Here is an 18,146-nt window from a genome sequence, read left to right on the forward strand (position 1 = left end):
GATGCGCCCGATCCTCGCCGTTGCTGTCGCGCTCCTCGCCGGTTCGGCTGTGGCGATCCCGCCGCCGCTGCCGATCCATCTCAACCAGATCGGCTTCACGCCCGGCGACACCAAGACCGCGATCGTATGGGGCGGTTCGGCGCCGCTCGAATGGGTGCTGGTCGATGCGGGCGGGCGCGAAGTAAAGCGCGGCAAGGCGCGGGTCTTTGGCCCCGATGCGGCATCGGGCGCCGAGGTGCAGCGGATCGACTTCAGCGATGTCCGCTTGCCGGGGGAGGGCTATCGCCTCGTGGTCGGGGGGTCGAGGAGCGACCCGTTCGCGATTCGCGACGGCATTTACGCGTCGCTGGCGAAGGATGCGCTCGCCTTCTTCTATCATCAGCGCGCCGGCGTGCCGATCGACGCGCGGCTGGTCGGCGCCGCATGGGCGCGCCCGGCGGGGCATCCGAGAGAAGTCGCGAAATGCTTCGCCGGCCGCGACGAGCGCGGGAGCGAATGGCCGGGCTGCGGCTATGCGCTCGACGTAACCGGCGGCTGGTACGATGCCGGCGATCACGGCAAATATGTCGTCAATGGCGGGATCTCGCTATGGACTCTGCTCAACGCGCATGAGCGACGGCCGGCTGCGTTCGGCGATGGCAGCCTGAAGCTTCCCGCGGCCGGCAACCGCGTCGGTGATCTGCTCGACGAAGCGCGGTTCGAGATGGACTTCCTGCTCCGGATGCAGATCGCCGACGAGGTGCGGGCCCGCGTCCCGGCCGGGGCGCCGAAACCCGCGAAGGCTGGAAAGCCGGCATGGGAGACCGAGCCCGCCGATTTCGCCGATATCGATGCCGGCGGAATGGCGCATCAGAAGGTCGCCGACCGCAACTGGACCGGATTGCCGATGCCGCCGCAGGACGATCCCGAGGAACGGCTGCTCTATCCGCCGACCACCGCGGCGACGCTCAATCTCGCCGCCACCGCGGCACAATGCGCGCGGATCTGGCGCGAGGTGGACCAGGCATTTGCGGCGCGCTGCCGCGCTGCCGCCGAACGCGCATGGCGGGCGGCGAAGCGCAACCCGCAAATCTATGCGACCAACAGCTTCACCGGCAGCGGCGGCTATGGCGACGGCGATGTCTCGGACGAATTCTACTGGGCCGCGGCCGAGCTGTTCGCGACCACCGGCGCGGCGGAATATCGCGATGCGGTGCTCCAGTCACCGCATTTCCATACCGAGCTGCGCGAACCGGGCTGGCCGAGCACCGCGACCTTGGGGACGATCACGCTGGCGACCGCGCGCAACGGCTTGCCCAAGGCGGAGGTGGATCGGTTGCGCAGCGCCATCGTTGCGGCGGCGGATCGCTTCCTCGCCGACGAGAAGGATAATGGCTACGGCATTCCCTATGTCGCGAGCGGCTATCCGTGGGGGTCGAATTCGTCATTGCTGAACCGCGCGATGCTGCTCGGGCTGGCGCACGATTTCACCGGCGTGGCGAAATATCGCGCCGGCGTCGTCGCGGCGATGGACTATGTCCTCGGGCGCAATCCGCTCGGCCAATCCTATGTCAGTGGCTATGGCGCGCGGCCGCTGATGCACCCGCATCATCGCTTCTGGGCGCCTTCGCTCGATCCGAAGCTTCCGGGACCGCCGCCCGGAGTGCTCTCGGGCGGCCCCAATTCGACTGCGATGAGCGACGATGTGGCGAAGAAGATGCGGGGCTGCGCGCCGCAGCGCTGCTGGGTCGACGACATCCATGCCTATTCGATGAACGAAGTCGCGATCAACTGGAACGCGCCGCTGTTCTGGGTGGCGGCGTGGCTGGATAGCTGAGCAGATCCCCCCTCGCGGAGCGGGGGAGGGGGCCACGAAGTGGTGGAGGGGCCTCTCCGCAAGCGCCGAGTTGCGGCGACACCCCCTCCGTCAGCCTTCGGCTGCCACCTCCCTCGCTGCGCGAGGGAGGATTTGACTATTTCACCGTTAGCGTAGTGCTCTTGAGCTTGGCCGAATCCGGGCCCGACGAGATCGTGAAGGTGCCGGGCTCGACCACGCGCTTCATGTCGATGTTCCACAGCGAGAGGTCGCGCGGGGTGAGCTCGAACTGCACCGTCTTCTTTTCGCCGGGCTGCAGGCTGACGCGCTCGAAGCGCTTCAATTCCTTGACCGGTCGAGTGACGCTGGCGAGATCGTCGCGGACATAGAGCTGGACGACTTCGTCGCCGGCGCGAGCCCCGGTGTTGGTCACGTCGACGGTCACCTTGACGTTGTTGTAGCGCCCGATCGTCGGGGTCGCGAGCACCGGCGCGGCGATCTCGAAGCTGGTGTAGGACAGGCCATAGCCGAACGGGTAAAGCGGGCTGGTCTCGGCGAAGAGATAGCCGCGCCGGGCGCTCGGCTTGTGGTTGTAGAACATCGGCAGCTGGCCGACGTCGCGCGCGATCGTCACCGGCAGCTTGCCGCCCGGATTGGCCCGGCCGAAAAGCACGTCGGCGACTGCGTTGCCGGTCTCCTGCCCGAGATACCAGCCCTCGATCAGCGCGGGGGCGTTCTCCGACAGATATTTTACGGAGAGCGGGCGCCCGTTGAGCAGCAGCACCACCACCGGCTTGCCGAGCGCGAAGATCTCCTTTGCCAGCTGGTTCTGCGGGCCGATCAGTTCGAGACTGTTGCGGTCGCCGAGATGATTGTCGGCCCAGGCTTCGCGGCTGAGCTGCTCATTGTCGCCGAGCACGAGGACGATCGTGTCGGCATTCTTGGCGGTCTCGATCGCTTCGACGCGCAGTCGATCGTTGGTGGCGTCATCGACCAGTTCGACTGCGTCGGCGGCCCAGGCGCGGCTCTTGGTGAGCTTCACGCCGTCGGCGAAGTCGACTTCGAACCTGCCCTTGGCTTCGGTCTTGAGGCCCTCGAGCACGCTGACGACGTGGCGGGGGACGTCGCTATAGCCGCCGATCGGGGTGTCGCTGGCATGAGTGCCGATTACCGCGAGACGCTTGATCTTGCCGGCGTCGAGCGGGAGCAGGCCCTTGTCGTTCTTGAGCAGCACGATCGCCTGCCGTGCGGCCTCGCGGGCAAGCGCAATCGCGTCGGGCGTCTCGGTCTTCTTCGCGGCTGCCTTCGCGTCGACATAGGGGCTCTCGAACAGCCCGGCGTTGAACTTGAGCTTGAGGATGCGGCGGACGGATTCGTCGATCTGCGCCTGGCTCACTTTCCCTTCGCGGACGAGCTGGGGCAGCAGCGCATAGGCTTCGCCGTCGGGAGTCTCGAAATCGACCGTCGCGTCGAGAGCGCGGACCGCGGCGTCGCCGAGATTGTCGAACAGATGGTGACGGGTGTTGAGCTCGCGGATCGCGAAATAATCGCTGAGCACCACGCCCTTGAAGCCCCATTCCTGGCGCAGCACGTCGTGGAGCAGCCAGCGATTGGCGTGGCTCGGGATGCCGTCGATCTCGTTATATGAGGGCATCACCGACATCACCGGCAACTCGGTGACCGCGCGCTCGAACGGCGGGAAGAAATTCTCGCGCAAGGTCCGCTCGGAGACCGTCGCGGGGCTGATATTGGTGCCGCTCTCGGGCGCGCCGTGGCCGGTCATGTGCTTGAGTGTGACATAGACCTTGTCCTTGGCCAGCGGCAGCGTGGTGCCCTGGAAGCCGCGGATCGCGGCGAGGCCCATCTCGCCGACCAGATAGGGATCCTCGCCATAGGTCTCCTCGATCCGGCCCCAGCGTGGATCGCGCGCGACATCGACCACCGGAGCGAGCGCGAGATTGGCACCACGGGCGCGCATCTCGCGCGCGGCGACCGCGAAGATCTGTTCCTGCAGCTTCGGGTTCCAGGTGCTGGCGAGCGCGATCGCCTGCGGAAAGCTGGTCGCGCCGGGGGCGACATAGCCGTGCAGCGCCTCCTCGTGCATGATCAGCGGGATGCCGAGCCGGGTGTTCTCAACTGCCCATTTCTGCGCGGCGTTGATGTAGCGCGCGGTGTCCTCGGCGCTGCGGTTGACCGTGCCGGCGGCGGCGCCTGCGGCCGGGCCCTGGGTAATCGCGCGTCGATCATAGGGACGCGAGATCTGGCCGAGGCCATTGGGAAAATTCCGGCTCGCTTTGGCACCGTCGAATTCGCCTTCGGGGGTCTGGATCTTCTCCTTCTGGAGCCAGATCGCGACCATCTGCTGGACCTTTTCCTCGAGCGTCATGCGACCGAGCAGATCTTCGACGCGCGCGTCGATCGGCTGGGAAGCGTCCTTGTAGAGCGGTTTGTCGGCCCTGGCCGCCTGCGCGTGCGCGGCGGGCGCGAGCGACGGGGCAAAGGCGATCGCGGCGACGGCGGCAAGCGCCGCGAAGCGGAACCGGCGGGAAACGGTCATGTACCTCTCCTGGACTGGCGTTGGCGCCATTTGTACGTGTTTTGGTAGCGCTATCAGCTATCGTCCGGCGGTTGCGGGGTCAACCATGACGCAACCGGTTTCATGCCGATTGCATTCCGCGAAACCGCATCTTATGCCTCGGGCGCAAAGGACAGGGATGAGCAAGCCTAGCCGAAGAAGTCGCGGGTCGGTCACCGTGCAAGACGTCGCACGCGCCGCTGGCGTGTCGGCGATGACCGTGTCGCGCGTCGTGAATGGCGGCACCAATGTGCGCGAGACCACGCGCGAGGCCGTGCTCGCCGCGATCGCGCAGCTCAATTATTCGCCGAACAGCGCGGCGCGCAGCCTCGCCGCGGGCGACGCGACCCAGATCGGGCTGCTTTATTCGAATCCTTCGGCGGCATATCTGTCGCAATTCCTGATCGGCGCGCTGGCGGCGGCGCGGCGCGCGGGCTGCCATCTGGTGCTCGAGGCGTGCGAGAGCGAGCGGCCCGACGAGCAGGCCGAAGCGACGCGCAGCTTCGCCTCGACCAGCGTCGAAGGCGTGATCCTGCCGCCGCCGCTTTCCGAGGCGGCGCCGGTGCGCGCCGAGCTCGAGGCCGCGGGAATCCCGTGGGTCTCGGTGGCGATGGGCCTGCCGCCGGCGCGCAGCCTCAACGTGCGGATCGATGATTTCGAAGGCGCCGCGGCGATGACCCGGCATCTGCTCGACCTCGGACACCGCAAGATCGGCTTCATTCGCGGCAATCCCAACCAGACGTCGAGCGCCGAGCGCTATCGCGGTTTCGCCGCCGCGCTCGAAGAAGCGGGGATCGACATCAGCTCGGCGGCGGTGGAGCAGGGCTATTTCACTTTCCGTTCGGGCATCGTCGCCGCCGAACGGCTGCTCGACCGGTCGGAGCCGCCGACGGCGATCTTCGCGAGCAACGACGATATGGCCGCGGCCGCGGTGGGCGTGGCGCATCGCCGCGGGCTCCACGTGCCGCAGGATTTGAGCGTGGTCGGGTTCGACGATACCTCGCTCGCCACCACCGTCTGGCCCGAGCTCACCACGGTGCGCCAGCCGATCTCGACAATGGCCGAGGAGGCGCTGACCCTGCTACTCGCGCGAATCCGCGCGCATCGCGCGTCGGAGGCCGACAAGCTCGAGGAGCAGGTGCTCGATCACGAACTGATCGTCCGCGAATCCTCGGCGCCGCCCAAAGGCGCGGCACCGGTGCGCGGCAGCGGCGGTCGTCGCGGCGCGAGCAGCGTGAGCAATTCCGGCCTGCGTTAGAGACGCTTGCTTTTCCTGAGCGACCGGGCCACCGTTACCGCTAACACGCCGTGCCGGGTCGCGCACGGGTGACCAGGAGAGGAAGTGGGGATGAACCAGACCGCCGAGAGGGCCAATATCGGCCTGATCAGCGCCATCGTCGCAGTCGCGACGATCGGCGGGTTGCTTTTCGGATATGACAGCGGCGCCGTGAACGGCACCCAGCCGGGGCTCAAGGCAGCGTTCGCGCTCGACGATGCCGGATTGGGCTTCACCGTCGGCTCGCTGCTGATCGGCTGCTTCATCGGCGCGTTCTTCGCGGGCACGCTGGCGGACCGCATGGGCCGTCGCAACGTGATGCGGCTGGCGGCTATCCTGTTCCTCGTCGGTGCTTTGGTCCAGGGGCTAGCGCACGACCACACTATCTTCGTCGTCGCGCGTATCCTCGGCGGCATGGCGGTGGGCGCGGCCTCGGTGCTGTCGCCGACCTATATCTCCGAAGTCGCGCCGGCGAACATCCGCGGGCGGATGACCACGGTCCAGCAGATCATGATCATCTCGGGCCTCACCGCCGCGTTCGTGGTCAATTACTATCTCGCCGCCGCCGCGGGCGTGTCGACCAATCCGTTCTGGGGCGGGATCGAGGCGTGGCGCTGGATGTATCTGATGCAGGCGCTGCCGGCCGCAGTGTTCCTGATCGCTCTGTTCTTCATCCCGGAGAGCCCGCGCTACCTCGTCTCCAAGGGACGCAACCCCGAGGCGCTCGCCGTGCTGACGTCGCTGTTCGGCGCCACCGAGGGCGGGCTCAAGCTCGCCGAGATCCAGGCGAGCTTCTCGACCGATCACCGTCCGCGCCTCAGCGACGTGCTGACGCCCAGGGGTGGGCGCGGCTTTCTCGGCATCCGCGCGATCGTCTGGGCGGGGCTGCTGCTCGCGGTGTTCCAGCAGCTCGTCGGCATCAACGTGATCTTCTATTATGGCTCGACTTTGTGGCAGGCCGCCGGCTTCACCGAGGCAGATTCGCTGCTGATCAACATCGTCTCGGGCGCGGTCTCGATCGCGGCGTGCTTCGTCACCATCGCAGTGATCGACAAGATTGGCCGCAAGCCGCTGCTGCTGATCGGCTCGGCGGGGATGGCGATCACCTTGTTCGTGATGGTCTATGCCTTTGCGCAGGGCTCGCTGGTCGACGGCAAGCTGGTCCTTTCAACCCAGAACGGCACGATCGCCGTGATCGCCGCCAACCTGTATGTGATCTTCTTCAACGTCAGCTGGGGTCCGGTGATGTGGGTGATGCTCGGCGAGATGTTCCCGAACCAGATCCGCGGCTCGGCGCTGGCGGTGTGCGGCTTCGCGCAATGGTTCGCCAATTACCTGATCGCGCAGAGCTTCCCGGTGATGCTCACCGGCTGGGGTCTCGCCGCCAGCTACAGCTTCTATGGCGTCTGCGCGGTGATCAGCTTCTTCCTCGTCCAGCGGTTCATCCAGGAGACCAAGGGCAAGGAACTGGAGGCGATGGAAGGCTAGCCAATTCCTCCCCGAGCTTGCTCGGGGAGGGGGACCGCGCCCGCAGGGCGTGGTGGAGGGGCCGCCGCGCAGACGGCGGTTTCACCGCCGCCCCTCCACCAGCCTTCGGCTGGTCCCCCTCCCCGAGACGAGCTCGGGGAGGAATTTGTTCGGAGTGACCGATGACGACCCGCACCCCCGCCCGCCCGTTCCGCTCGCGCGAATGGTTCGCCGCGCCCGGCCGCAGCGACATGGCGGCGCTCTATCTCGAGCGCTTCATGAACTATGGCATCACGCCGGACGAGCTGCGCAGCGGCCGGCCGATCATCGGGATCGCGCAATCGGGGAGCGACATCGCGCCGTGCAACCGCATCCACCTCGAGACGGTCAAGCGGGCGCGCGAGGGGATTCTCGCCGCGGGGGGCGTGCCGATGGAGTTTCCGCTTCATCCGATCTTCGAGAATTGCCGGCGGCCGACCGCGGCGCTCGACCGCAACCTTGCCTATCTCGGTCTCGTCGAGATCCTCAACGGCTATCCGATCGACGCGGTGATCCTGACCACCGGCTGCGACAAGACCACGCCGAGCTCGCTGATGGCCGCCTCGACGGTCGACATCCCGGCGATCGTGCTGTCGGGCGGGCCGATGCTCGACGGCTGGCACGAAGGCGAACTGGTCGGATCGGGCACTGTGATCTGGCGGAGCCGGCGCAAGATGGCGGCGGGGGAGATCGACGAGGAGGAATTCCTCCAGCGCGCGATGGAGAGCGCGCCCTCCTCGGGCCATTGCAACACGATGGGCACTGCATCGACGATGAACTCGATCGCCGAAGGGCTGGGGATGAGCCTGCCCGGCTGCGCGATGATCCCGGCGCCGTATCGCGAGCGCGGCCAGATCGCCTATGAGACCGGCAAGCGCATCGTCGAGATGGCCTATGAGGATCTGCGGCCGTCGAACATCCTCAGCAAGGCGAGCTTCCTCAACGCGATCAAATTGCTCACCGCGATCGGCGGGTCGACCAATGCCCAGCCGCACCTCGTCGCGATGGCACGGCATGCCGGAATCGAGATCACCCCGGACGACTGGCGCAGCGGCTATGACCTGCCGCTGGTCGTCAACATGCAGCCTGCGGGCGAATTCCTCTCCGAGCGCTTCCACCGCGCCGGGGGCATTCCCGCGGTGCTCACCGAAATGCTGGCCAATGGCGCGCTAGACGGGTCGGTGCTCACCTGCACCGGCAAGACGCTGGCCGAGAATGTCGCCGCCGCGAAGGTGCGCGATCGCGACGTGATCCTGCCTTGGGATGCGCCGCTCAAGGACAAAGCCGGGTTCCTCGTGCTCTCTGGCAATCTGTTCGACATGGCGATCATGAAGACCAGCGTGATCTCGGACGATTTCCGCGCGCGCTATCTGTCGCGGCCCGGCGCCGAAGGCGTGTTCGAGGGGCGGGCGATCGTGTTCGACGGGTCGGACGATTACCACCACCGGATCAACGATCCGGCGCTCGACATCGACGCCAGTTGCATCCTCGTCATCCGCGGCTCGGGGCCGATCGGCTGGCCCGGATCGGCCGAGGTGGTCAACATGCAGCCGCCCGATCACCTCATCCAGCAGGGGATCATGAGCCTGCCGACGCTCGGCGACGGGCGGCAATCGGGCACTTCGGACAGCCCCTCGATCCTCAATGCCTCGCCGGAGAGCGCAGCGGGCGGCGGGCTGGCGTGGCTGCGCACCGGAGACATGATCCGCATCGACCTCGATGCCGGGACCTGCGACGCGCTGGTCGCGCCCGACGAGATCGCGCGGCGGAAAGCCGAGCCGGCGCCGCCGATCCCCGAGAGCAATACGCCGTGGGAAGAATTGTACCGCGAGAAAGTCGGGCAATTGGGCGAGGGCGGGGTGCTCGACTTCGCGCTCAAATATCGGCGGACCAGCGAGAAGGTGCCGCGGCACAACCACTGAGTCGCGGGCCCGAAATAGGATTTGCGGCGACAAGATTCACGGTTTGCACGGCAATCACGCAATTCCGTTACAAAGTTGCGTACGTTTGTTGCGTGGTCCGGGGAGGGGATTCTCGACGGGTTCAAAGAGCGCGGCGAAGAGTCGCACGCGAAATCCTATTTTGAAAGCGCGATGCGGGATTTCCTGACGGAGGGAGCAAGATGCGAGATATGACACAGGTGCATCCGCTCGACCGGCCGGCATGGACTGCGCTGCAGACGACGCAATCGCAACTCGCGCGCGGCGACGGCGCGGCGCTGCGCTACGACCCGGACTATGCGATCTTCGCGGCCACTGCCGATCACGAACCTGCTTCGCTGGCGGCGCTCGGGGCGCTGATCGGCGCGACCGGGCCGGCGATCGTGCTACAGAAGGACCCGCTGCCGCCGGTGCCCGGAACGACGGTGGCGAAGCATCGCATGGGCGTGCAGATGGCGGCGGAGACGCTGACCGGCGAGCGCGATCTCGACTTCCTCGAACTCGGTGACGCGGATGCGGCGGAGATGCTCACGCTGGCGACTTTGACCGAGCCGGGGCCATTCTTCGCGCGGACGCATCGACTGGGCGGGTTTATCGGCATTCGGGACCAGGGACGGCTGGTGGCGATGGCTGGCGAGCGGATGAAGCCCGAGGGGTTCACCGAAGTCAGCGGGGTCTGCACCCATCCCGACCAGCGCGGGCGGGGCTATGCCGGCGGATTGATGCGGGTGGCGGCGGCGCGGGTCCTCGCGCGCGGCGAAACGCCGTTCCTCCATGCTTATGCCGACAACCGCGGCGCGATTGCCTTGTACGAGAGTTTGGGCTTCAGGGTGCGCTGCGAGGTCAATGTGACGGTGCTCGAGCCGGACGGGTAGCGCTCGGTCGCGAAGGTTGATTCAGCTCGCGACCTGATCGAACGAAGTCAGGATCGGACACGGTCCGGCCAACCTGCCGCCGCACTCCTGCGCGAGCTTTCGAAGCGAAGCGCGGGCTTTGTCCAGTTCCTCGATCCGGGCATCCAGCGCTGCGATCCGCTCGCGAGCGAGTTCGCGGGCCCGCGCCCGATCGTCGGTCGCATCCAGCGCAAGTAGCTCGCCGATCTGCTCGAGCGTGAACCCTGCCGTCTGCGCCGAACGAATGAACCTGAGGCGGCGCACATCGGCACTGTCATAGCGCCGAATGCCACCCGTATGCCCCGCGCCGCCGGGGCGATCCGGCGTCTGCAACAGGCCACGTCGCTGATAATAGCGCACTGTCTCGACGCCGACTTCACCCGCGCGGGCCAGCCCGGCAATCGTCAATCCCGACACCGCTTGACTCCGTACCATGGTACGGAGCTTATATGGGCGGCAGCCAGATGAAAACTAGTCGAAAGCTGCCGCAATGACCTCGCACCCCGAACCCCGTCGCGCCGTCCTCTACCGCATGGTGATGGACAAGCATGTCTGCCCCTATGGGCTGAAGGCCAAACACCTCCTGCGGCGCGAAGGCTATGTGGTCGAGGATCATTGGCTCCGCACGCGCGCCGAAACGGACGCATTCAAAGCGGAACATCGGGTCGAGACAACCCCGCAGATCTTCATCGGAGACGAGCGCGTCGGAGGATATGACGATCTGCGCCGGCATTTCGGCAAGACCGTTTCCGACCCTGCGGCGACTACCTACAAGCCGGTGGCGGTGCTGTTCGCGATGACGGCCTCGATGGCACTGGGCGTCAGCTACGCCGTTTACGGCACGCCGATCACCGTGCGTGCCGGCGAATGGTTCGTCGGTTTCAGCATGGTCGTGCTGGCGCTCCTGAAGCTCCAGAATGTCGAGAGCTTCGCCACAATGTTTCTCAACTACGATATACTCGCGAAGCGCTGGGTGCCCTATTCCTACATCTACCCGTTTGCCGAGGGGCTGGCGGGCCTGCTGATGGTTGCCGGTGCGCTGCCTTGGCTTTCGGTGCCCGCCGCGCTCTTCATCGGGATGGTCGGCGCAATGTCCGTCTTCAAGGCCGTCTATGTCGACAAGCGCGCGTTGAAATGTGCCTGCGTCGGCGGCAACAGCAACGTACCGCTCGGCTTCGTGTCGCTGACCGAAAACCTGATGATGATCGCGATGGCGGCGTGGATGGGACTTTCTGCTCCTGGCTTCCTCGGGGGCAACGCGCATGCGACCCCGACATTGGTTCCCGGCGCGGGGTAGGTGTCGGCAGCCGGCTAGCGGGCAGGCCGGCAGGGCTTGCCTTCATATTGGTGGCGGTGGAGGACATAGGCCTTGCCGTTCCAGCGCTGGACCGGGAAGCAGAAGCCCTGGCCGCCGATTTCGAGATCGGGCCAGCCGGCGACACCCTTGGTCGCGAGAATTGCGAGAATTCCCGTGCCGCTGGCGATCGACTTCCAAGATCGATCGGCTTGCTTGCTGACGAGGGTGTAGCCCATCTCGTCGCCGCCGAAACAGGCGGTGCTGCCCTCGGTGATCACCGCTTCGGGGCGGCCGTCGCCGTCGAGGTCACGGACGGTCTCGATCGCGCCGGGGGTGTAGCTGGCGGTGCCCGGATCGCCGCAGCCATGCCACGCAGCGCCGTGCTTCTCGAAGCCCGCCGCCTTGAACGCCGCAGCCTGATCGGCGGGCGAGAGGGTGACCTGTGCCGCTGCCGGCGTCGCGCCGATCATCAGCGAAAGCAGAGCATGTTGGATCATCATGACGAGCCCCTCCCGGCGCGGCGATCGTATCACGTCGGCTGCACGATCGTGCAGCAAATCTCGCCCTCGCGCGGCCTCACTCCTGATCGGCTGCGAACAGGTCCATGAAGTTGCGGGCGGCTTCGCGGTCGGCCTCGTCCTCGAACGCCACGTCGAGAGCGGGGGCGCTGCCGAGGATGTGGAGCAGCGCCCAGAGCGCGAAGCGGCGGTTGCGATCACGCTCGAGGCCGAGATCGACGCGGATGCGATCGGTGCCGTCGGCGAGCGCGTCGGGGCTGAGCGTGGCAAGATCGGCGGTGCCGAAATAGCGGCGGAGCTGGTCGTCAAAGTCCATGGCTGCTGACTAGGCCAAAGTCGCGGCGAGGCAAGTCCGTCGATGCCGCGCACGCCGCGCGGATCATGCACCAATTCGGTAACGATTAGAGAAGGATATATGCTTGCGAGCAGATCGGGGCATGAATATCCTCGATCAACTATCTGGGGGGGAAGTAGAATGCAGTTGCGGAGCGGCTTTGTACTGCTCGCGCTCGGTGCGCTTGTCGCGACACCGGCGCTGGCTTCGGACAAGCAGGATTTCGAGACCTGCGACGGGCGCGTTCATCCCGGCAAGCAGAGCGACGGGATGCGCGGCGAGGCGCGCGAGAGCGGCTATTCCTTCGGATTGTCGCGGAACCAGCTGCCCGCGGTGGTGATCGGCGCGTGCACGCGCGCGCTCGCCAGCCCGCGGCTGTTGCCCGGCCAGACGCTTCGCCGGGTGCATCTGCTGCGCGCGCGGGCGGCGGCGCAGCTCGAGAGCGGCGATGCGGCCAAGGCGCTCGCCGATCTCGACCTCGCCCGGGCAGCCGCGGGCGGGCTCGCGGCGGACCGCTTCTATCACCGCAGCATGGGCGTGTCGCTCGATCTGCTGCGCGCACTGGCGCTGGCCGGCTCGGGCGACGTGGCGGGGGCGCTGCCGCTCGCACAGGCGGCGCAGGCGGCGCGGCCCTATTCGGTCGACGTCCAGCGCGTGGCCGCGACCGTGCTGCAGGCCGGTCGGCCATTGGGGACCGCTTCGCCCTCGCCCTGGCTCGCCGGCACCCGGCTGACTCCGAAATCCGGCATGCTCGCTTTGGTCAAGGAGGCCGAGATCGGCAATTTCGCCGGCGTCGTGGCCCAGGCTCCCGGCGTCAAGATCGACTGGCCGGCCGCGCCGCTCGCCTCGGACAAGTTCGTGGTGCTGAACGTCGGTTCGGAGATGATCGTCGGCACGATGGTGACGCTGCACGTCGCTTATGCGCGCGCCGCCACCGGCGATCCCGCCGGCGCCCGCCGCGAGCTCGCCGCGCTGCGCAGCCGGGTCACCGCGGCACGCCCGGCAGCGACGCCGCAATCGGCGACGCGGTTCAGCTTCGGCGGCATGACGTGGGAGGCGCTCGACCGCTATATCGACACGCGCGGGCGGCAGGTCGAGGCGCGGATCGCCGTCGCCGAAGCGCGGGTCCCCGAAGCGATTGCGGCGCTCGTCGCGGCGCAGATGCCGAACGATGCCGCCACGATCGAATTGATGGGCGCGCTCAAGGCGGCGGTCCCGGCGAAGGATGCGGCTTTGGTGCCCGACGTGACGAGCTTCTCGAAGGCGCTGGCCGAGGAGCGGCAAAAGGCATTGCGCGGGATGGCCTCGGAGGCGCTGCTGGCGCCCGAGACGCCGCGGGCGGTGGTCGATTATGAGCGCGCGCGGCCCAATATCCTCGGAGCGCTGGTCGGCGGGGCGCTCAGCCTCGGCACCAGCCTGCTCGGCGGGATCGACCGGACCGACGGCTTCCGCACCAAGGCGAATCCCGACGGGACCACCAAGGTCGAGTTCATCGGCAACACCCCGTCCTCGGCGCTGGTGCAGGAGATGACCCTGTTGCGCGCGGCCGAAGTGGCGCGTGCGGCGGGCAAGCCGGCCTTCGTGATCGTCGATCGCAATGATTATACCCGGCGGCTGACCACGTCGCGCGGGGGCGTGCCGATCAGCAGCGTCGCACAGGGTTTCAAGACCGAGCTGACGATCCGTCCGGTCGACGCCGGAGTCGAGCCGGAGCGGGCGCTGGACGCCGTGACGATCATCGACGCGCTGGGGCCGCTCTACTACGAGGAAAAGCAGAAGGTGTGACGGCTGCCGCCACCGGCATCATTTGCCGGCGGGGAGGCGCGTCACCTGGATGTGGACCGCCTGCCAGCGCCCGTGGCTCCAGCGGAACGTGTCGGTGAAGCGGAAGGCGCTGGCGAAGCGCTTTCCGTCCGAGCTGCCGGTGAGCGTGGTTTCGGCGGTGACGAGAAAGGCCTCGCGGCCGAGCGACACGATGCGGCGATCGACGAGGGTGACCGGATCGAAGCGGTCGCCCGCGGCGGTCCAGCCGGCGATGAAGGCGTGTTTTCCCGAACGCTTGCCGCTCGCTTCGATGAAGATGAGGTCGTCGGCGACCATCTTGTCGAGCGTCGCGGCGTCCTTGGTCAGCTGGGCCCGATCGAACGCGTCGGCGACGGCGAGGAGCTGCTGCGGGGCGTTGGTTTGCGCGGCGGGGGCGGCGATGACGGAACTCGCGAGCATAAGGCCGTGCACGAGAAATTGGGACATTCGTCGCCTTCCTGTTGTCCGGGCGGGAGCCTAGCGCGCGGGGGAAGCGTGGCAAGCCCCGCGACTCGCCTCGGCCGGCACGCGCCCGCGGCGAAAGTGCTTGCAAAACCGTTAAAAATTGCGCGAATATCGCCGTGTCGAGGGGTTCTTACCCACGAGTTGCGGCTCGGCAAATTTCTTGCCTTCGAGATAAATAACTTGACTTCGAGATAAGTATCTTGTCTTGGAGGCATGTATCTTTTCACCGAGTTTCTCGGCGTCGAGATATATGTCTTGATGACGAGATGATATGGCCGAGACCGATCCTGTCGACCAATTGATCACGCTCTGGTCCGCGGCGATGCCCGATGTCGATACGCGCGGGCTTTCGGTGCTCGGACGGGTGCGGCGGATCGCGCTCAAGGCGCGAGCCGCGGCCGAGCCGCTGCTCGCACGGCACGGGATCGACGGCGGCGGCTATGACGTGCTCGCCACCCTGCGCGCTGCGCCGCCGCCGCATCGGCTGCGGCCGACCGAACTCTATCGCGCGCTGGGCATTTCCTCGGGCGGGCTGACTGCGCGGCTCAACAAGCTCGAAGTGGCGCGGATGATCCGCCGGCCCGCCGCAAGTGACGATAAACGCAGTGTTTTCGTCGAGCTCTCGCCCAAGGGCAGAGGGCTGGTCGAGCAGGCGTTTCGCGAGGAGATGGCGCTCCAGGCGCAGCTACTGACCGGGCTCGCCGACAAGGAGCAATGGGTGCTTTCGACTCTGCTCAAGAAGCTGGAAGCGACGATGGAGCAGGGGGCGGAGGCGTCCTGAAGCCTCGGCTATTGCTAAACGTTCGCAACTTTGTTGCGACTCTATCGCAACAAGCCGGGTTCAGACGCCCTCGCGGATGAGCATGCCGCTCTGGCCGGCAACGCTGACCTCGAAGCGGAACAGGTCGCCGGCATGGGGCTCCTTGCCGAGATCGGCGGGGGCGAGGTGCTTGTTGGCGGTGGTGGCGAAGACGGTCTTCAGGTCCGGGCCCCCGAACGCGATCTTGGTGATCGCGCTGACCGGGAACTTGACCGTCTCGAGCAGCTCGCCTTCGGGCGAATAGCGGCGCACGCCCCAGCCATTATACAGGCCGACCCAGATGCAGCCTTCGCTGTCGACGGTCGGGCCGTCGGGATGGCCTTCCGCGTTGGGGATGCGGACGAATTCGCGGCGATTGGCCAAGCTGCCGTCCCCGGCGATGTCGCAGGCATAGATCACGCCGACGAGCGTATCGACATGGTAGAGCGTCTTGCCGTCGGGCGAGACCGCGGGGCCGTTGGTGATCGCGACGTGCGGGCTCACCGCGACGCAGCTGCCGTCGCTGCCGAGGCGGTAGATCGCGCCGGTGATGTCGCTCTCGCCATCGTCCATGCTGCCGAACCACAAGCGGCCCTGCGGATCGACGGTGGCGTCGTTGAGACGGTTGCCGGGCTTTTCGGGCTCGGGCGCGCAGATATGGGTGAAGCTGCCGTCGCGCTCGTCGAACTTGCTGAGACCGGTCTGGAGCCCGGCGACGAAGCCGCCGCTTTCGATCGGCAGGATGAAGCCGACCTGGCCGGGGGCGTCCCAACTGCGCGTCGCGCCGTTCGCCGGATCGTAGCGGTGGATCTTGTGGCTCTTGATGTCGACGAACCAGAGCGCCTGATCGCGCTCGACCCAGACCGGGCCCTCGCCGAGCGGCGCCCCGAGCTGCCAGATGCTGACCGGCTCGGAAATCGCCACCTTGCTCATCTTATCGCCACCCTGCGTCCACGAAATATTCGTGGCCCGTTACCAGCCGGGCGTCGTCCGAGGCAAGGAACAAAGCCATCGCGGCGATGTCGTCGGGGACGAGGCGGCCCTTGAGGCATTGCGCCGCGACGATCTCGGCCTCGCCCTCGGGGGTGTACCATTTCATCTGGCGCGGCGTCTTGACGTTGCCGGGGACGATGCAGACCGAGCGGATATTGTGCGGGCCTAGCTCGCGCGCGAAGCTGCGGGTGAGGCCTTCGATACCGGCCTTGCAGGTCTGGTAGAGGGTGAGCTCCTCGAGCGCGAGGTGCCACGAGATCGAGCCGAGATTGACGATCACCCCGCCGCCCTGCGCCTTCATGCCGGGAACCACCGATTGCGCGGCGAAGAACAGGTGGCGCAGGTTCACGGCGATGCGGTTGTCCCAATATTCGGGAGTGACCTGGTCGATCGTGTGACGATCGTCGTTGGCGGCGTTGTTGATCAGAATGTCGAACGCGCCATGCTCCTCGATCAAAGCGGTGATCGCGGACTGGACGGCGGCGACGTCGGTGAGATCGAGGCGCTGAAATACCGGGACGATCTCGGCACCTTTCAGGCTCTCGACCAAGGCCGTTGAATCTTCCTCGGCAATGTCGAAGAAGGTGACGCGCGCGCCCTGGCGGACGAAACCCTCGACCATGCCGGCGCCGATGCCCGAGCCGCCGCCGGTGACGAGCACGCGCTTGCCGCGGAGGCTGGGATAGGTGGCCCGCTGATCGCGTGCGAGCGGCGCCTGGTTGGGATCAGCTTCGAACATGGAGCAAGCGGGTTCCTGAGAGCGCGCGGAGCGCGTGAGCATGGTTGCCATGAAAGTAGGGAATCGATTCGCTAATGAAAGGAGTTTTCACCCGAGCAAGCCGCGTGCGGCGAGATTGCGCATCAGATCGCGGATCCCGAATTCCCACGGCGCGGCCGCCTTCGAAGTGGTGACGCGGTTGACCAATGCGCCGAGCTTCGGCGTGGCGATGCGAACCACATCGCCTTGCTTGTGCGTGAAACCGCGGCCCGGATGGTCGCGATCCTGCACCGGCGCAAAGAGAGTGCCGAGGAAGAGGGCGAAGCCGTCGGGATATTGGTGCTCGCTCAGCGCCTGGCGGACGAGATCGGTGGGGTCGCGGCTGATCTCGCTCATCTTGTTGGTACCGGCGAGCGTATAGCCCTCGGGCCCGGTGATCGCGAGGTCGACCACTGCCGAGCGGACGTCGTCCATCGTGAAATGCGCGTCAAACAGCCGGATGAAGGGGCCCAGCGCGGTCGAGGCGTTGTTGTCCTTGGCCTTGCCGAGCAGCAATGCGCTGCGACCCTCGAAATCGCGCAGGTTCACGTCGTTGCCGAGCGTCGCACCGCGCGGATTTCCGTGGCGATCGACGAGCAGCACGACTTCGGGCTCGGGATTGTTCCAGTCGCTGTCCGAGCGGATGCCGACATCGTCGCCCCAGCCGACTGCGGAAAGCACCGGGGCCTTGGTGAACACCTCGGCATCGGGACCGATCGCGACTTCGAGATATTGCGACCACATGCCGGCGTCGATCAACGCCGCCTTGAGGCTCGCCGCCTCGGCGCTGCCCGGGACGACTGCGCGGATGCCCGAGCCGACCCTTGCCTCGAGGTCGCCGCGGATCTCGGCGGCCTTGTCGGCATCGCCGCGGGCACGCTCCTCGATCACGCGTTCGATCGCCGAGAGCGCGAAGGTGACGCCGCAGGCCTTGATCACCTGAAGATCGACCGGAGCGAGCAGGCGCGGGGCGGCTGGCGTGCCGAGTATCTCGACCGCACAGATCCGTGGGCCGGTGACGCTTGCGATATCGTCGCGTTCGAGAAGGTCTGCGACGGTGGGCGCGGTGCCCGAGACGTCGAGAACTTCGCCACCGCGAATCAATACCGGAGTGGGGCCGGCATCGAGCAGCATGCGGCCGACCAGCATGGCCTGCGCATGATCGGCGGGCAGCAATTCAACTATAGACGCTTCC

At 66.8% G+C, this 18,146-nt stretch carries 16 protein-coding genes; 8 read left to right on the top strand and 8 right to left on the bottom strand.

Translation table 11 applies throughout. The features are described 5' to 3' along the window. Position 1 precedes the first annotated feature (1 nt). Entirely contained in the window at positions 2-1,816 is a 1,815-nt protein-coding gene (locus Q9Q95_RS15390; RefSeq protein WP_306098068.1) for a glycoside hydrolase family 9 protein, read from the top strand. A 136-nt stretch (positions 1,817-1,952) separates the two neighbouring features. On the opposite strand, the gene Q9Q95_RS15395 is transcribed toward Q9Q95_RS15390, so the two are convergent. Continuing rightward, positions 1,953-4,352, bottom strand: a complete 2,400-nt coding sequence (locus Q9Q95_RS15395; protein WP_306098021.1) for a glycoside hydrolase family 3 N-terminal domain-containing protein — start codon at positions 4,350-4,352, stop codon at positions 1,953-1,955. A gap of 157 nt (positions 4,353-4,509) precedes the next feature. Between Q9Q95_RS15395 and Q9Q95_RS15400 the strand changes: the two genes are divergently transcribed. The 4 genes from Q9Q95_RS15400 (at position 4,510) to Q9Q95_RS15415 (ending at position 9,967) form a co-directional block, all read left to right on the top strand. Further along, on the top strand, positions 4,510-5,628 hold the full coding sequence (locus tag Q9Q95_RS15400) for a LacI family DNA-binding transcriptional regulator (protein ID WP_306098022.1): 1,119 nt from the start codon (positions 4,510-4,512) through the stop codon (positions 5,626-5,628). Positions 5,629-5,718: 90 nt separating this feature from the next. Further along, positions 5,719-7,134, top strand: a complete 1,416-nt coding sequence (locus tag Q9Q95_RS15405) for a sugar porter family MFS transporter (protein ID WP_306098023.1) — start codon at positions 5,719-5,721, stop codon at positions 7,132-7,134. A 161-nt stretch (positions 7,135-7,295) separates the two neighbouring features. Continuing rightward, positions 7,296-9,074 carry an IlvD/Edd family dehydratase gene (locus Q9Q95_RS15410; protein WP_306098024.1) on the top strand — a complete coding sequence of 593 codons (1,779 nt, stop codon included), beginning with the start codon at positions 7,296-7,298 and terminating at the stop codon, positions 9,072-9,074. Between the two features lie 209 nt (positions 9,075-9,283). Beyond that, complete coding sequence (locus Q9Q95_RS15415) at positions 9,284-9,967, top strand: GNAT family N-acetyltransferase (protein ID WP_306098025.1); 684 nt, start codon at positions 9,284-9,286, stop codon at positions 9,965-9,967. 21 nt (positions 9,968-9,988) lie between these two features. Here the strand turns inward: Q9Q95_RS15415 and Q9Q95_RS15420 are convergent, their stop codons facing one another. Then, on the bottom strand, positions 9,989-10,420 hold the full coding sequence (locus tag Q9Q95_RS15420) for a MerR family DNA-binding protein (protein ID WP_306098026.1): 432 nt from the start codon (positions 10,418-10,420) through the stop codon (positions 9,989-9,991). 55 nt (positions 10,421-10,475) lie between these two features. Here Q9Q95_RS15420 and Q9Q95_RS15425 point away from each other — a divergent pair, with 55 nt between their 5' ends. Further along, entirely contained in the window at positions 10,476-11,282 is an 807-nt protein-coding gene (locus Q9Q95_RS15425; protein ID WP_306098027.1) for a glutaredoxin family protein, read from the top strand. A gap of 14 nt (positions 11,283-11,296) precedes the next feature. On the opposite strand, the gene Q9Q95_RS15430 is transcribed toward Q9Q95_RS15425, so the two are convergent. After that, positions 11,297-11,782: a hypothetical protein gene (locus Q9Q95_RS15430; protein WP_306098028.1), complete on the bottom strand. Its 486-nt coding sequence runs from the start codon at positions 11,780-11,782 to the stop codon at positions 11,297-11,299. A gap of 76 nt (positions 11,783-11,858) precedes the next feature. Further along, positions 11,859-12,116 carry a hypothetical protein gene (locus tag Q9Q95_RS15435; protein ID WP_306098029.1) on the bottom strand — a complete coding sequence of 86 codons (258 nt, stop codon included), beginning with the start codon at positions 12,114-12,116 and terminating at the stop codon, positions 11,859-11,861. Positions 12,117-12,275: 159 nt separating this feature from the next. On the opposite strand from Q9Q95_RS15435, the gene Q9Q95_RS15440 reads away from it, so the two are divergent. Further along, on the top strand, positions 12,276-13,919 hold the full coding sequence (locus Q9Q95_RS15440; protein ID WP_306098030.1) for a hypothetical protein: 1,644 nt from the start codon (positions 12,276-12,278) through the stop codon (positions 13,917-13,919). A gap of 18 nt (positions 13,920-13,937) precedes the next feature. On the opposite strand, the gene Q9Q95_RS15445 is transcribed toward Q9Q95_RS15440, so the two are convergent. Beyond that, entirely contained in the window at positions 13,938-14,384 is a 447-nt protein-coding gene (locus Q9Q95_RS15445; protein WP_306098031.1) for a nuclear transport factor 2 family protein, read from the bottom strand. Positions 14,385-14,673: 289 nt separating this feature from the next. On the opposite strand from Q9Q95_RS15445, the gene Q9Q95_RS15450 reads away from it, so the two are divergent. Then, complete coding sequence (locus tag Q9Q95_RS15450; protein WP_306098032.1) at positions 14,674-15,183, top strand: MarR family winged helix-turn-helix transcriptional regulator; 510 nt, start codon at positions 14,674-14,676, stop codon at positions 15,181-15,183. A 60-nt stretch (positions 15,184-15,243) separates the two neighbouring features. Here Q9Q95_RS15450 and Q9Q95_RS15455 read toward each other — a convergent pair whose 3' ends face one another. The 3 genes from Q9Q95_RS15455 to Q9Q95_RS15465 form a co-directional block, all read right to left on the bottom strand. Continuing rightward, positions 15,244-16,134, bottom strand: coding sequence for an SMP-30/gluconolactonase/LRE family protein (locus Q9Q95_RS15455; protein ID WP_306098033.1), 891 nt, complete (start codon positions 16,132-16,134; stop codon positions 15,244-15,246). A 1-nt stretch (position 16,135) separates the two neighbouring features. Further along, positions 16,136-16,933: an SDR family NAD(P)-dependent oxidoreductase gene (locus Q9Q95_RS15460; protein WP_306098034.1), complete on the bottom strand. Its 798-nt coding sequence runs from the start codon at positions 16,931-16,933 to the stop codon at positions 16,136-16,138. Positions 16,934-17,020: 87 nt separating this feature from the next. After that, complete coding sequence (locus Q9Q95_RS15465; RefSeq protein ID WP_371876786.1) at positions 17,021-18,127, bottom strand: fumarylacetoacetate hydrolase family protein; 1,107 nt, start codon at positions 18,125-18,127, stop codon at positions 17,021-17,023. Positions 18,128-18,146 lie beyond the last annotated feature (19 nt).

This window comes from Sphingomonas sp. DG1-23, from assembly GCF_030730875.1.
Classification (GTDB): Bacteria; Pseudomonadota; Alphaproteobacteria; order Sphingomonadales; family Sphingomonadaceae; genus Sphingomonas.

Bases quoted from the DNA above. Each gene is read 5' to 3' on its own strand.
- Q9Q95_RS15390 (WP_306098068.1), top strand. From the start codon at position 2: ATGCGCCCGATCCTCGCCGTTGCTGTCGCGCTCCTCGCCGGTTCGGCT.
- Q9Q95_RS15395 (WP_306098021.1), bottom strand. From the start codon at position 4,352: ATGACCGTTTCCCGCCGGTTCCGCTTCGCGGCGCTTGCCGCCGTCGCC.
- Q9Q95_RS15400 (WP_306098022.1), top strand. From the start codon at position 4,510: ATGAGCAAGCCTAGCCGAAGAAGTCGCGGGTCGGTCACCGTGCAAGAC.
- Q9Q95_RS15405 (WP_306098023.1), top strand. From the start codon at position 5,719: ATGAACCAGACCGCCGAGAGGGCCAATATCGGCCTGATCAGCGCCATC.
- Q9Q95_RS15410 (WP_306098024.1), top strand. From the start codon at position 7,296: ATGACGACCCGCACCCCCGCCCGCCCGTTCCGCTCGCGCGAATGGTTC.
- Q9Q95_RS15415 (WP_306098025.1), top strand. From the start codon at position 9,284: ATGACACAGGTGCATCCGCTCGACCGGCCGGCATGGACTGCGCTGCAG.
- Q9Q95_RS15420 (WP_306098026.1), bottom strand. From the start codon at position 10,420: ATGGTACGGAGTCAAGCGGTGTCGGGATTGACGATTGCCGGGCTGGCC.
- Q9Q95_RS15425 (WP_306098027.1), top strand. From the start codon at position 10,476: ATGACCTCGCACCCCGAACCCCGTCGCGCCGTCCTCTACCGCATGGTG.
- Q9Q95_RS15430 (WP_306098028.1), bottom strand. From the start codon at position 11,782: ATGATGATCCAACATGCTCTGCTTTCGCTGATGATCGGCGCGACGCCG.
- Q9Q95_RS15435 (WP_306098029.1), bottom strand. From the start codon at position 12,116: ATGGACTTTGACGACCAGCTCCGCCGCTATTTCGGCACCGCCGATCTT.
- Q9Q95_RS15440 (WP_306098030.1), top strand. From the start codon at position 12,276: ATGCAGTTGCGGAGCGGCTTTGTACTGCTCGCGCTCGGTGCGCTTGTC.
- Q9Q95_RS15445 (WP_306098031.1), bottom strand. From the start codon at position 14,384: ATGTCCCAATTTCTCGTGCACGGCCTTATGCTCGCGAGTTCCGTCATC.
- Q9Q95_RS15450 (WP_306098032.1), top strand. From the start codon at position 14,674: ATGGCCGAGACCGATCCTGTCGACCAATTGATCACGCTCTGGTCCGCG.
- Q9Q95_RS15455 (WP_306098033.1), bottom strand. From the start codon at position 16,134: ATGAGCAAGGTGGCGATTTCCGAGCCGGTCAGCATCTGGCAGCTCGGG.
- Q9Q95_RS15460 (WP_306098034.1), bottom strand. From the start codon at position 16,933: ATGTTCGAAGCTGATCCCAACCAGGCGCCGCTCGCACGCGATCAGCGG.